Origin of the sequence: Nocardioides sp. LMS-CY, assembly GCF_018732145.1 — a bacterium.
In the GTDB taxonomy this organism is placed as follows: Bacteria; Actinomycetota; Actinomycetes; order Propionibacteriales; family Nocardioidaceae; genus Nocardioides; species Nocardioides soli.
The window spans coordinates 1,237,833-1,250,856 of the sequence record NZ_CP076104.1; the positions used below are offsets into that span (position 1 = coordinate 1,237,833).

A 13,024-nucleotide genomic window follows, 5' to 3' on the forward strand; every position below is an offset into this window, starting at 1 on the left:
CGGCCACCGGTGGATCCAGGCTCACCCGCGCCGGATGTACCCGGCCTGCCGGGCCGCGGCGACGGCGGCGGTGCGCGAGGTGACGCCGAGCTTGGGATAGATGTGCGCCAGGTGTGACTTGACCGTCGTCTCGCTCAGGTGCAGCCGACGGGCGATGTCGAGGTTGGACAGCCCCTGGGAGACCAGGTCCAGGACCTCCAGCTCGCGCTGGCTGAGCGCCGTCGTGGTGTCGCGCATCCGGGAGAGCAGCCGGTTCGCGACCGCCGGAGCCAGCGCGGTCTGTCCCGACGCCGCGGCACGCACGGCGGCGCTGATCTCCTCCGGCGGGGCATCCTTGAGCAGGTAGCCGGCGGCGCCGCTCTCGATGGCCGTCACGATGTCGCTGTCGGTGTCGTAGTTCGTCAGCACCAGCACGGCCGGCGGCTCCGGCAGCCGCCGGATCTCCGCCGTCGCGCCGGCGCCCTTGAACTCACCCTGGAACTGCAGGTCCATCAGGATCACGTCCGGCCGGATCTCTCGGGCCAGCGCGACGGCCTCCTCGGCGGTCCCGACCGCCGCCACGACCTCGATGTCGTCGTCGGCCTCGAACAGCGCGGTGAGGCCGGTCCGCATCACCGGATGGTCGTCAGCGAGCAGCACCCGAACGGTCATCGATCCACCTTGAACTTCGCCGTCACGCTGGTGCCGGTCCCCGGTCGCGACTGCACGACCAGCTCGCCGCCCAGCCCCTCGACCCGCTGCCGCATCGCCCGCAGCCCGAAGGACTCGCCGCCGATCGACCGTGACGAGCCGGCCGCGTCGAACCCGCGGCCGTCGTCGACGACGTCGATGATGACCTCGTCCTCCAGCCGGGTCAGCGTCACGTCGACCCGTCGTGCCCCGGCGTGCTGCACGACGTTCGCCAGGGAGCTCTGCGCCACCCGGAGCATCGCGGTCTGCACCGGAGCCGGCACCGAGTCGAGCGACCCCTCCTCACCGGTCAGGCTCACGTGGGCCTGGATGCCGCTGGTGTCCCGCGCTTCGTCCACCAGCCGCGTCAGGGCCTCGAGGAGGCTCGACCGTCGCAGCCCGGGCGGCGCCAGTTCGCTGATGAACTGCCGGGTCTCCGCCAGCGCTCCGGTCGCTGCGTCGCGCGCCTGCCGCACGCGGCGGCGGGCGTCGTCGGGGTCGGCGCGCTCGGCGACGTGCAGGAGCATGACGATGCTCGACAGCGACTGCGAGACGGTGTCGTGGATCTCGCGGGCGAGGCGCTCCCGCTCGTCGGCGACCCCGGCCGCGCGCTCCGCGGCCGCCAGTTGGGCCCGGGTCGAGTTCAGCTCCTCGATGAGGGCCCCGCGCGCGCCGATCTCGCGCGCCAGGGACCGGTAGCCGTAGCCGAACACCAGAGCCACGGCGGCCCCGAGGATCGGGCCGAGGACGCCCGCGGCGGTGAAGCCCGCCTGGGCTCCGAAGGCCACGACGGCGAACGCCGTCGAGAGCGCGACCGCCAGCACGGACCGCCAGCCCGAGAAGGCCTGGAGGTAGAGGAAGAACAGGGCGAACACGAGGTAGACGGCGGCGCCGGTCGAGCCGGCCAGCGCCATCCACTCGACCGTGAGCGCGACCACCCAGAGCTGGTCGCGACGGGCGCGGCCGGTGCCCTCCGGCAGACCGCGCAGCGCCCCGAGTGCGTACGTGCCGAGGAAGAGGGCGACCAGGCAGAGCGCGACGAGCTCTCGCCCCGACTGCTCGGGAGCCGCGGCCAGCACGACCACCGTCAGCACGACGACCAGCGCGTGCAGCGCGGTCCGCAGGCCCGACGAGATCGCTTCGAGCGAGCGCGTCGCAGCAGTCCTGTGGTCGACCACGGTATCGGGTACCTCTCCACCTCTGGCTCGCGAACCGCCCGGCCGCGATCACCAGTCTACGAACGGGTGCCGACCTGCGGTTCCATCGAAAGTAGGAGAGCGCCGTCCAACCTCAGGGCAGCGACGACCGGTCGTAGCGACGATGATCCGGGCACCGGAGGCGATGACACTGATGACAGGCCGCGACCGACCCGGTCGCAGGCGCAGTGGGCAGAGCCGGAAGGAGCTGGACAGCAGGTGTTCGTTGCTTGGCGCGAGATGCGAGGTGCCACGACCAGGTTCGTCCTCGTCGGGGTGGTGGTCGCCCTCATCACCGGGCTGGTCACGTTCCTCAGCGGGCTCATCGGGGGCCTCGTGCAGCAGAACATCTCCGCGATCACGGACCTGCCGGCGGACCGGATCGTCTTCGGTGTCCCAGCCGGCGGGAACCGCTCGTTCGAGGACTCCACCGTCACGGCGCGGCAGGCCGACACCTGGGCGCAGGCGCCCGGTGTCGAGAGGGTGGACGCGGTCGGCATCGGCCAGACCCGACTCGTGCTGGGGGACGCGCAGCAGTCGGTCACGGTCTTCGGCTCCGACCTGTATCGGCAGTACCTGCCGGCCGGTCAGGACCGGGAGGACCTCGCGGGTGCCGTGGTGGTGCCGCGCGGGCTCGCCGAGGAGCTGCGTGCCGATGCCGGTGACCGGGTGCTCATGGGCGGGCGACCCCATCGCGTCGTCGTATCGGATGCGACGCAGTGGTACTCACACATGCCCGTCGTGTGGACCAGTCTCGAGACCTGGCGCGACCTGGGCGGAACGAGCGAGGCGGTCGCGCCGTTCGCGACCGTCCTCGCGGTCAGCGGCAGCGGGATCGACGTCGAGGCCGCGGACGCCGCCGCCGGGACGGAGTCGACGACCGTCCGGGGCTCCCTGTCCGCGCTGGCGTCCTTCACCTCCGAGGTGGGGTCGCTGCTGCTGATGGTCGGGCTGCTGTTCGCGATCTCGGCGCTCGTGATCGGCGCCTTCTTCAACATCTGGAGCATGCAGCGCAGGGGCGACGTGGCGGTGCTCCGGGCGCTCGGCGCCACGACGCGCAGGCTGATGACGGACGCGCTGGGGCAGGCACTCGTCCTGCTCGTCGGTGGTGTCGCGGTCGGGCTCGCCCTGGCCTCGTCGGGAGCACTCCTCGCCTCGGCCGGGCTGCCCTACGTCTTCAGTCCGCTGACCACCCTGGCTCCGGCGGCCATCACGATCGCGCTCGGCCTGCTCGGGGCCGCGGTCGCGACCAGGTCGGTCACCCGGATCGACCCGCTCGTCGCCTTGGGGAGCAACCGATGATCGATCTGTCCCACATCACGCTGACCTATCCCGACGGCGGCGAGGGGCGGCTGGTGGCCGTCGACGACGTCGACCTGTCGATCGCCGGCGGTGAGACCGTGGGCATCAGCGGACCGTCGGGCTCGGGCAAGTCCAGCCTGCTCGCCGTCGCCTCGACCCTGGTGCTTCCGGATCGTGGCAGCGTCCGGATCGGCGACGTCGAGGCGACGACGCTGGACCTGCGCGGACGAGCCCGCCTGCGCCGGGAGCGCATCGGCATCGTCTTCCAGCAGGCCAATCTGCTGCCGTCGCTCACCACCCTCGAGCAGCTCCTCGTGATGGGCGAGCTCACCGTGGGTCGCCGTCGGCGCCGGAGTCGCATCGACACGCGGATCCGTGCGGTCGAGCTGCTCGAGGCGGTCGGGCTCGACGGGCACCTGGACAGTCTTCCGGCCGAGCTCTCGGGGGGTCAGCGGCAGCGGGTCAACGTCGCCCGTGCCCTGATGAACGAGCCCGCCCTGCTCGTGGTGGACGAGCCCACGAGCGCGCTCGACCGGCAGCGCGGCGCCCAGCTCGTGGAGCTGGTCGTCGAGCTCACGCGCCAGTACCGCACGGCGACGATGCTCGTGACCCACGACCCCGGTGTCATGGCCCGGATGGACACGACCTACTGGATGGTGGACGGGCGGCTCGCCCCGACCCGCGACCCGTCCGGCCCGAACGACCGTGACGATCACGCACCCATCGAAAGGACCAGGACCGGATGAAGAAGACCTACGTCGCCGCACTCGCCTACCTGATCGCGGGCCTCGCCGGAGGCCTGTTCTATCGCGAGTACACCAAGGCCCACGACTACACCGGTGACACCCAGCTCGCCGTCGTGCACACCCACCTGCTCGCGCTGGGCATGCTGCTCTTCCTGATCGTCCTGGCGCTCGACGCGGCCCTCGGGATCTCGGGCCACCGGCTGTTCACGCTGTTCTTCGTGTTCTACAACAGCGGCCTGGTCGTCACGGTCGCGGCGATGACGGTGCACGGGATCCGCGACGTCCAGGGCGAGGACCCGCTGGCCGCCGTCTCGGGCATCGCCGGCCTGGGCCACATCCTGATCACGCTCGGCCTGATCCATCTCTTCCTGGCCATCCGCAAGCAGGCGGCGCCCCGGTGGTGAGCCGCGGAGGCGGACGGTGCTCGTGAGGCCGAGGTCGGCAGGGCCTCCTGAGCCCCTCCGAGGGCGGACGCGTCAGCGGATCTGGCAGCACAGCAGCACGCAGGCCCAGCACATCGGGGTCCTTCCGTCGTGCTCGCACTCGTCGACCGTGACGAGCCGGTCGACGCGCCAGGCCGTCCACCAGCCCCACAGCCGCATCCGGGGGCCGAGGTGGGGCAGCCGCTGCCGCTGTCCGGGTCGAGGTCCTCGGGCCACGGAGGTCATCGCTGTCGCCCCTTCTCCAGGTCCACCCGGGCTGGGTGGCGCCGGGATCACGACGATGGTGACAATATGTCAGGAACCTGTCAAGGGTGTTCCACGTCAGGCTCAGCCCCGCGGTGATCGGTCGACCAGGTGGCCGAAGGCGACCAGCCGCTCGTCGGTGTGGAAGAGCTCGGCGCAGGTGGTGAGCGTGATCAGTCGCTGTCCGGGCGCCTGGGACGGCTGCGGCCCACCTCGGGGATTGCGGGGTACCGCATCGAGGACCCAGGTCTCGGTGAAGGCGACCTCGAGCCCGTTGCCGGCGGTGTCCAGGACATAGGTGTAGCGCCACCTGGCGGTGTCGATCACGACCTGGTCGCCGGCCTGCAGGTCCGGCAGGTCGCGGAACGGCTCCCCGTGCGTCACCCGGTGCCCGGCGAGGGCGTAGTTGCCCACCTCGCCGGGTCGGGCGCTGTCGGAGAAGTGCCCGACGCCGACCGCCAGGGCCTCCGACGTCGTGCCCTCGAGGATCGGCATGGCGTACGACGAGCCGAAGGCGGGGATCCGCAGGATCGCCTCCGCCGTGGTGCCGCTGGCCTGCACCGCGATCTCGTCCCCGTCCTCGCGCGCACGGCCGTCGACGTCCTTGTCGCCGCCGGGGGTCCCGGGCTCGACGACGGCCGACCGCGGCGGTTCGCTGGGGAGGGCGGCCCAGCTCCGCTCCAGCTCCTCGACGATGCGGTCCTGCGCGGCCCGGGACACCCAGGTCGTCCCCCAGTACTGCCAGGCGCCGTAGCCGATGAGTCCCAGCCCGACCAGCGCGATGACGATCCCGGCGCGACGGGGCCACCTCCGGCGGGGAGGGCGGTGCGACATCCGGCGATTCTGGCACGGGCGGCCGGACCGGACCCGCCGAACGCGACCGTGAACAGCCTGACCTGACAAATGTTTCTACCAGCGGAACAAAATGTCCCCACTCGATCCCGTTGAGCGCAATGGTGCTAACTTTCTGACACATTGTGTTCCATAAAACGGAACGGAGTTGAAGTGGCGAAACCATCGGCGCTGGCCGGCCTGCGGGTCCTGGACGCCAGCACGATCCTGGCCGGCCCACTGTGCTGCCGCATCCTCGGCGACTTCGGGGCCGACGTGATCAAGATCGAGCATCCCGAGCACGGCGACAGCATGCGCGGGCACGGCCACAGCAAGGACGGGGTCCCGCTGTGGTGGAAGGAGATCAGCCGCAACAAGCGGACCATCGCGCTCGACCTCAAGTCGCCCGACGGTGCCGAGGTGTTCCGCCGGCTGGCCGAGAGCGCCGACGTGGTCGTCGAGAACTTCCGCCCGGGCACGCTGGAGCGTTGGGGCATCGGCCCCGACGTGCTCGCGGCCCTCAACCCGCGCCTGGTGCTGCTGCGGCTGACCGGCTACGGGCAGACCGGGCCGTACGCCGAGCGGCCGGGGTTCGGCACGCTCGCCGAGGCGATGAGCGGGTTCGCCGCCGCCACGGGCGAGCCCGACGGCCCGCCGACCCTCCCGGCGTTCGGCCTCGCCGACAGCATCTGCGGCATCGCGGCCTCCTCGGCCGTGCTGATGGCGCTGCGCCACCGCGACGGCTCGGGCCGTGGGCAGGTGGTCGACATGAACATCTTGCAGCCGATCATGGACGCGGTCGGCCCCGCGCCGACGGTCTACCAGCAGCTGGGCATCGTCGAGCCGCGGCACGGCAACCGCTCGACCAACAACGCGCCGCGCAACACCTACCTGACCGCCGACGGGAAGTGGGTCGCGGTGTCGACCAGCGCCCAGCGGATCGCCGAGCGGGTGCTGCGCCTGGTCGGTCACCCCGAGGTCATCGACGAGCCGTGGTTCGCGACCGGGCACGGCCGCGCCCAGCACGTGGACCTCCTCGACTCCCATGTCGCCGGCTGGATCGCCGAGCGCACGCGAGCGGAGGTGCTGGAGGCGTTCACCGAGGCCGGTGCCGCGATCGGCCCGGTCTACGACGCGCGCGACCTGACCGAGGACCCGCACGTGCGCGAGACCGGGATGCTCGTCGAGGTGGCGGACGACGACCTGGGCCCGCTGCTGCAGCACGGCGTGATGTGGCGGCTGAGCGACAGCCCGGGAGAGATCAGGTTCACCGGGCGCGCCCTGGGCGCGGACACCGACGAGGTGCTCACCGAGGCCGGTTACACCGCCGACGAGCTCGCCCGACTCAAGGAAGCGAAGGTCATCCAGTGAGCGACACACTGCTGGCGGCGGTCGAGGCGGGCCTGGAGGTGATCGACCTCGGGCGTGAGCTGCGGGTCGGGATGCCGCAGTCGCCGAACCACCCACACTTCTGGCATGCGCTGCCGCGTCGGCACGGCGACATGGAGCGGGCCGACGGCGGCAGTGCCGCCAACGACATGATCAGCATGGGCACCCACGTCGGGACCCACATCGACGCGCTCGCGCACGTCTCCCACAACGGCAAGCTGTACGGCGGGATCGACGCGCAGGAGGCCGGACGCGGCGGGAAGTACGACGCGCTCGGTGCGCACACCATCGAGCCGATGGTCCGCCGGGGCGTGCTGCTCGACGTGGCCGGTCACCTCGGCGTCGACCACTGTGCGGGCGGCTACGAGATCACCCCGGCCGACCTCGAGGCGACCGCTGCGCGACAGGGCATCTCGGTCGGGCCCGGCGATGTGGTGCTGATCCGCAGCGGCTGGGGCAGCCGGTTCGCCGAGGGCGAGCCGTACGTCGGGCGCGACAGCGGCGTACCCGGTGTGAGCGAGGCCGGTGCGCAATGGCTCGCGGCGCGTCGTGTGCACGCGACGGGCGCGGACACGATCGCCTTCGAGCGGCTCGCCCCCGGAGGCGGGCACGCCCTGCTGCCCGCCCACCGGGTGCTGCTCGTCGAGCACGGCATCTACATCATCGAGACGCTCGACCTCGAGACGCTCGCGGCCCGCGGCCACCACGTGTTCACGTTCGTGCTGGTGCCGCTGAAGATCTACGGCGCCACCGGCTCGCCGGTGCGCCCGCTGGCCCTGGTGTCGGCATGAGCGACGGGCGCACGCTGGCCGAGCGGCTGGCGGACTTCGCGGCGGAGAGCTCCTTCGAGACGCTGCCCGCCGAGGTCGTGGACAGCGTGAAGATGCGGGTGCTCGACACCCTCGGCATCGCGGCCGCGGCCGCGCCGCTGGACACCAGCCGGGCGGCGCGCCGCTGGGCGGCCGAGCAGGGTGGGGCGGCGCGCGCCTCCGCGATCGGCGTACCGCAGCAGCTGCCTCCGGCGCTGGCCGCGTTCGTCAACGGCGTGCTGGCGCACTCGCTCGACTACGACGACACCCACCTGCCCTCGGTGCTGCACCCGAGCGCCGCGGTCGTGCCCGCCGCCCTGGCCGCCGCCGAGAGCCAGGACGGCGACGGCCGCACGCTGATCCACGCGATCGCGGTCGGCCTGGAGGTCTGCGTCCGGCTCGGCATGGCGGGGTACGACGAGGAGGCCGGCAACTCGATCTTCTTCGAGCACGGCCAGCACGCCACCTCGATCTGCGGGGCCATGGGTGCCGCCGCGGCCGTCGCCGTGATCGGCGCCCGCGCCAGCGGGTCGGGGAGCGAGGGCGTGCGTGACGCCGTGCTGCACGCACTCGGTGTCGCGGCGTCGATGGCGGCCGGGATCATCGAGGCCAACCGGACCGGCGGCACGGTCAAGCGCATCCACTGCGGCTGGGCGGCGCATGCGGGGGTGTCCGCCGCCGAGCTGGTCCGGCACGGCCTGACCGGGCCGCCGACCGTCCTGGAGGGCCGGTTCGGGTTCTTCGAGGCCTGGTTGCACGGTCAGGCGGACCTCGCGGCGGTGACCGAGGGCCTGGGGGAGTCGTGGTCGGTGCCCGGGATCTTCTTCAAGCCCTATCCCGCCAACCACTTCACCCATGCCGCCGTCGACGCCGCCGCCGCGCTGCGTCTGGCCGGTGTCACGCCGGATCAGGTGGAGCGGCTGGTGCTCGGGGTGCCGGCACCCAACCTGCGCACGATCGGCGAGCCGATCGAGGTCAAGCGCCGCCCCGAGACCGGCTACATGGCCCAGTTCAGCGGCCCCTACGCCGTGGCTGTGGGACTGTACGGCGGTGGCGGACTCGGCTCGGCGCTCGACGACTACACCGACCGGCTCGCGCACGACCCGGACCGGCGCGCGCTGATGGACAAGGTCGAGGTCGTGGCGGACGACGAGTGCACGGCCATCTTCCCGCGGCAGTTCCCGGCCGTGCTCACCGCGCGGCTCCACGACGGCCGCGAGATCGTCGAGAAGGTGCTCACCACGCGCGGCGGGCCGGCACGCCCGCTGAGCCTGGCCGAGCTGGGCACCAAGTTCCGCGACAACGCCTCCCGGGTGCTGCCCGCCGCCCGGGTCGAGGCGGTGGCGGCCGACTGTGCGGCACTCGACCAGCGGTCGGACCTGACGGCGGTGCTCGCACCGCTGACCGGGGTCGACGCGGGCATATGGGACAACAGCAGAGCAGACGGGCCGACGACGGCCGCGGAAGAGGTGGAGGGATCATGACCGACTACAGCCTGGTCATCCAGAACGCGCTGGTGGTGCGGCCCGGGAGCGAGGCGCCCGAGCGTCTCGACGTGGCGGTGGCCGATGGGAGGTTCGCCGTCGTCGAGGAGTCGATCGACACCGCCCGCGCGGCCCGGGTGCTCGACGCGGGGGGCAAGTACCTCTTCCCGGGCGCCGTCGACGTACACCAGCACTGGGGCATCTACAACGAGCTGAGCCAGGACGCCGAGACCGAGAGCCGGGCGGCGGCCCAGGGGGGCGTCACCTCCGGCATCACCTACATCCGGACCGGTGCCTACTACCTGAACCGCACCGGTCCCTACTGCGAGGTCTTCCCCGAGGTGCTGGCCGCGGCCGAGGGACGGGCGCACATCGACTACGCCTTCCACCTGGCGCCGATCCTGCAGGAGCACATCGACGAGATCCCCGCGCTGATCTCGGAGTTCGGCGTGCCGTCGTTCAAGATCTTCATGTTCTACGGCGGGTTCGGCCTGCACGGCAGGTCCTCCGAGCAGCGCGAGTTCCTGATGATCCCCGAGGACCAGTCCTACGACATCGCGCACTTCGAGTTCGTGATGCGGGGCATCCAGCGTGCGTACGCCGACCCGGCGTTCGCGGCCGACCGCGACCGGATCTCGCTGTCGCTGCACTGCGAGACGGCCGAGATCATGCGCGCCTACACGCGGATGGTCGAGCAGGAGGGGAAGCTGACCGGGCTCGAGGCCTACAGTGCCGCGCGCCCGCCGCACTCCGAGGGCCTGGCGATCACGATCGCCTCCTACCTCGCCCACGAGACCGAGCTGCCCAACATCAACCTCCTGCACCTGACCTCGCGCAAGGCGATCGAGGCGGCGATGCTGATGCAGGCGACGTTCCCGCACATCGACTTCCGCCGCGAGGTCACCGTCGGGCACCTGCTCGCGGACTTCCACACCGCGAGCCCCGGCGGCAAGGTGAACCCGCCGCTGCGCTCGCGCGAGGACGTGGAGGCGCTGTGGGAGCACCTGCTGGCCGGGAACTTCTCCTGGGTGACCTCCGACCACGCCTGCTGCAAGGAGGAGACCAAGTTCGGCGAGCCGCGCGAGGACGTCTTCCTGGCCAAGTCGGGCTTCGGCGGCACCGAGTACCTCCTGCCGGGCATGATCTCCGAGGGCCGCAAGCGCGGCCTGTCCTACAACCGGATCGCCGAGCTGGTCGCGCGCAACCCGGCCGAGCGCTTCGGCATGCCGGACAAGGGCGACATCGCCGTCGGGTACGACGCCGACTTCTGCCTGGTCGACGACGACGTCGAATACGTCGTGCGTGCCGAGGACTCGCTGTCCACCCAGGAGTACACGCCGTTCGAGGGCTTCACCCTGACCGCCCGGGTGACCGACACCTACCTGCGCGGCGAGGCCGTGCTCACCGACGGCGCGATCGTCGGCGAGCCGCGCGGCCGCTTCCTGCGTCGCTCGGGGAGTTGAGCCGGACGCCGGCATCGGTTTCGGTGCCGGTTCCGGCGTTGGGTGGCGGGTGCGCGGGTGGTCCGTAGCGACTACGACGCCGACCCACGGCGCCCGAGCACTCGCACCCACGAGTCGGCCCGAGGTCAGGTGGAGCTACGACCCCGACCGTGGCGATCTGGCGCCGAGTGCGGCGGTGATCGCCTGCGCGGCGGTGACCACCAGCCGGGCGTGGGCCCCCTGGTCGTCGTCCTCGTAGCGGAACATCGGCCCCGACGAGCTGATCGACCCGAGCACGTCGTGGTCCGGGCCGAACACCGGTGCGGCGACCGAGGCCGCGCCGGTGTCGCGCTCGTTGCGAGAGACGGCGTAGCCGCGTCCGCGGATCTCGGCCAGCTCCGCGCGGTAGCCGTCGGCATCGAGGTCGGGTCGTACCTCGCGGAGCTGGCGCAGCGCGTCCTCGGCGTACTGGTCGGGGAGGAACGCCAGGATCGCCTTGCTCGAGGCGCCGGAGTGCAGCGGCAGGCGCTGCCCGAGGTCCACGACCATCTTGACCTCGTGCGGGCTCTCGTGCTGGTCGACGTAGACCCGCTCGCGCCCGACCAGTACCGACAGCGTCGTCGTCTCGCCGGTCTGGTCGCGGAGCTCGCGCAGGGTCGGCGCCGAGACGGCGCGCAGCTCACCGGGGCTCCAGCTGCCGGCGGCCAGGCTGGTGAGCACCGGGCCGAGGACGTACACGGCCCGGCCCGGGACCTGCCGGAGCAGGGACCGCGACGTGAGGGACTGCAGGATCCGGTGGACGACCGCCTTGCTCAGGCCGAGCGCCCGCGCCACCTCGGTGACCCGCATCGGCCGTCCGGTCGTCGCGAACAGCACGACCACGTCGGCGACCCGGTCGGCCGAGGTCGTGCCCGCCGCCCGCTCCGAGTCCATGCTCAGGCGGGCTCGAACGCGTCCTGCCGGGCCGGGCCGGGCAGCCGGCGCGGACGGCCGTCCTTGCCGATCCGGGCGCCGAGCCCGCGCAGCACGAACCCGGTGGCCTCCTCGACGGCGAGGTCCAGGTCGTCGCCGCGCAGCTCGGCGGTCCACCGACCGGAGACGGTGCCGGAGACCAGCTGCAGCATCAACCCGATGTCTCCGGGCAGCAGGTACCGCTCGGCGATGCCGGCCTCGAGGATGCCGCGCAGCGTGCCGAAGAGCGGCATCACATGCGCCCGCATGTCGCGGCGGCCCTCCTCGCTCAGCGCGGCGGCCATGTTCACCGGGACGTGCTGGGTCGCGAACTCCTCGATCTGCATCCGGATGTAGGTACGCAGCTGGTCGACGGGGTTCGGGACCTGCGCGAGCTCCCGCTGCAGTGAGCCGAGGTAGCGCTCGGTCACGTCGGCCGTGTAGTCGAGGAGCAGCGACTCCTTGTCGGAGTAGTAGTTGTACATCGCCGTCCGGCCGACGCCGACCCGGGAGGCGAGGTCGGCGAGGGTCAGGGCGTCGTAGCCCGAGGTCTCGAGCAGGTCGGTGAAGGCGGAGAAGATCCTCGACCGCATCTGCTCGCGGTGCTCTCCGAGCGATCCACCGATGATTCGCGGCACTTGAGATCCTTCCGGGTCAGGACGCTCCCGCGGTCGGGAGCGCCCTCCTCGCCGCACCTAGGTCGAGCACAGCCGGCACCGGACGGTCAGTGCTCGGCTGCTTCTCGCGGCGTGATGCCCAGCGCGGCGCAGGCCTCATGGTACATCCGGGTGACCTCGACCCGTACCTGGCCGCGCTCGGTCAACGGCTCGCTCCACGGGACTCGGACGGTCGTCTGCGACCCGTCGATGGTGGCGTCGAACTCGATCGCCGAGCCGTCCATGCCGGACATCGTGGCCGCCGTCGCCTGCGGGCGCTCGCCGAGCGACCGGACGATCAGCAGCGAGTCGTCCTGGTGGTCCAGGTTCATGTGGTCGCGCACCGCGTCGATGATGTCCTGGCTGAAGGGGTTGGTGCTCTGGTTCACGGGGTGGCCCTCTCGGTACGGGTTTCGTTGATGATGGTGCGCATCTCGATGACGCCGTTGCGCACCCACTGCCAGGTGCGGCAGCGGTTCTTCCCATCCTGGTCGAGCACGATCAGCTCGAAGAGGCGCAGGTCGACGCCCTGCTCCTTGTAGATCCAGGTGAGGTAGATGGTGTTCTCGTCGACTCCCCAGCACACGCCGCGGATCCGCTCGGTGTCGAAGTTCATCCGACCGTAGCCGTCGTAGGTGCCGGGGAAGTGGTGCTGCTCGGTGCGCCCGTCCGGCCAGGTGTAGGTGTTGGTCTGGTCGTAGTCGAACCCACTCTCCGGGTCCGGGAACAGGCAGGCCAGGTGCGATCGGTGGCGGTCGATCACCTCTCCCTGGGGGTTGAGATAGACGTACTCCCCCTCCCAGTAGCCCTCGTGTTTGGCGAGCAGCGGCATTCCGTCACGGATGCTCATGGATACCTCGACT

General features: G+C 71.6%; 15 protein-coding genes. 7 read left to right on the forward strand and 8 right to left on the reverse strand.

Annotated features, from left to right (window positions below; genetic code table 11):
* Positions 1-21: 21 nt before the first annotated feature.
* Positions 22-651: a response regulator gene (locus tag KM427_RS05925; protein WP_183593114.1), complete on the reverse strand. Its 630-nt coding sequence runs from the start codon at positions 649-651 to the stop codon at positions 22-24.
* Complete coding sequence (locus KM427_RS05930) at positions 648-1,847, reverse strand: sensor histidine kinase (protein ID WP_215526602.1); 1,200 nt, start codon at positions 1,845-1,847, stop codon at positions 648-650. The genes KM427_RS05925 and KM427_RS05930 overlap by 4 nt, the downstream gene beginning before the upstream one ends.
* Before the next feature lie 258 nt (positions 1,848-2,105).
* Here KM427_RS05930 and KM427_RS05935 point away from each other — a divergent pair, with 258 nt between their 5' ends.
* From KM427_RS05935 to KM427_RS05945, 3 genes are read left to right on the forward strand one after another with little or no spacing between them, the layout of a single operon-like run.
* On the forward strand, positions 2,106-3,167 hold the full coding sequence (locus KM427_RS05935; RefSeq protein ID WP_215526603.1) for an ABC transporter permease: 1,062 nt from the start codon (positions 2,106-2,108) through the stop codon (positions 3,165-3,167).
* On the forward strand, positions 3,164-3,913 hold the full coding sequence (locus KM427_RS05940; RefSeq protein WP_183593116.1) for an ABC transporter ATP-binding protein: 750 nt from the start codon (positions 3,164-3,166) through the stop codon (positions 3,911-3,913). The genes KM427_RS05935 and KM427_RS05940 overlap by 4 nt, the downstream gene beginning before the upstream one ends.
* Positions 3,910-4,317, forward strand: coding sequence for a DUF2871 domain-containing protein (locus tag KM427_RS05945; protein ID WP_215526604.1), 408 nt, complete (start codon positions 3,910-3,912; stop codon positions 4,315-4,317). Before KM427_RS05940 ends, KM427_RS05945 begins: the two co-directional genes overlap by 4 nt.
* A 72-nt stretch (positions 4,318-4,389) precedes the next feature.
* Here KM427_RS05945 and KM427_RS05950 read toward each other — a convergent pair whose 3' ends face one another.
* Both KM427_RS05950 and KM427_RS05955 read right to left on the reverse strand, forming a co-directional pair.
* Positions 4,390-4,581, reverse strand: a complete 192-nt coding sequence (locus KM427_RS05950) for a hypothetical protein (RefSeq protein WP_215526605.1) — start codon at positions 4,579-4,581, stop codon at positions 4,390-4,392.
* 102 nt (positions 4,582-4,683) lie between these two features.
* Positions 4,684-5,433 (reverse strand): class E sortase, encoded by a 750-nt coding sequence (locus KM427_RS05955; protein ID WP_215526606.1) that lies wholly within the window; start codon positions 5,431-5,433, stop codon positions 4,684-4,686.
* Between the two features lie 171 nt (positions 5,434-5,604).
* Between KM427_RS05955 and KM427_RS05960 the strand changes: the two genes are divergently transcribed.
* The 4 genes from KM427_RS05960 to KM427_RS05975 are packed head-to-tail and all read left to right on the forward strand — an operon-like array spanning position 5,605 to position 10,575.
* On the forward strand, positions 5,605-6,801 hold the full coding sequence (locus tag KM427_RS05960) for a CaiB/BaiF CoA transferase family protein (protein ID WP_215526607.1): 1,197 nt from the start codon (positions 5,605-5,607) through the stop codon (positions 6,799-6,801).
* Complete coding sequence (locus tag KM427_RS05965) at positions 6,798-7,610, forward strand: cyclase family protein (RefSeq protein WP_215526608.1); 813 nt, start codon at positions 6,798-6,800, stop codon at positions 7,608-7,610. The genes KM427_RS05960 and KM427_RS05965 overlap by 4 nt, the downstream gene beginning before the upstream one ends.
* Positions 7,607-9,112, forward strand: a complete 1,506-nt coding sequence (locus tag KM427_RS05970; RefSeq protein WP_215526609.1) for an MmgE/PrpD family protein — start codon at positions 7,607-7,609, stop codon at positions 9,110-9,112. The genes KM427_RS05965 and KM427_RS05970 overlap by 4 nt, the downstream gene beginning before the upstream one ends.
* Positions 9,109-10,575: a dihydroorotase gene (locus tag KM427_RS05975; RefSeq protein ID WP_215526610.1), complete on the forward strand. Its 1,467-nt coding sequence runs from the start codon at positions 9,109-9,111 to the stop codon at positions 10,573-10,575. The genes KM427_RS05970 and KM427_RS05975 overlap by 4 nt, the downstream gene beginning before the upstream one ends.
* A 135-nt stretch (positions 10,576-10,710) precedes the next feature.
* Here KM427_RS05975 and KM427_RS05980 read toward each other — a convergent pair whose 3' ends face one another.
* The 4 genes from KM427_RS05980 to KM427_RS05995 all read right to left on the reverse strand — a co-directional run bounded on the left by KM427_RS05980 (position 10,711) and on the right by KM427_RS05995 (position 13,011).
* The gene (locus KM427_RS05980) at positions 10,711-11,487 is read right to left on the reverse strand and encodes an IclR family transcriptional regulator (protein WP_183593124.1); all 777 of its coding nucleotides are present in this window, start codon (positions 11,485-11,487) and stop codon (positions 10,711-10,713) included.
* Between the two features lie 2 nt (positions 11,488-11,489).
* On the reverse strand, positions 11,490-12,143 hold the full coding sequence (locus KM427_RS05985; protein ID WP_183593125.1) for a TetR/AcrR family transcriptional regulator: 654 nt from the start codon (positions 12,141-12,143) through the stop codon (positions 11,490-11,492).
* A gap of 86 nt (positions 12,144-12,229) precedes the next feature.
* Positions 12,230-12,550, reverse strand: a complete 321-nt coding sequence (locus KM427_RS05990; protein WP_215526611.1) for a DUF2470 domain-containing protein — start codon at positions 12,548-12,550, stop codon at positions 12,230-12,232.
* Positions 12,547-13,011 (reverse strand): DUF3598 family protein, encoded by a 465-nt coding sequence (locus KM427_RS05995; RefSeq protein ID WP_183593126.1) that lies wholly within the window; start codon positions 13,009-13,011, stop codon positions 12,547-12,549. The genes KM427_RS05990 and KM427_RS05995 overlap by 4 nt, the downstream gene beginning before the upstream one ends.
* Positions 13,012-13,024 lie beyond the last annotated feature (13 nt).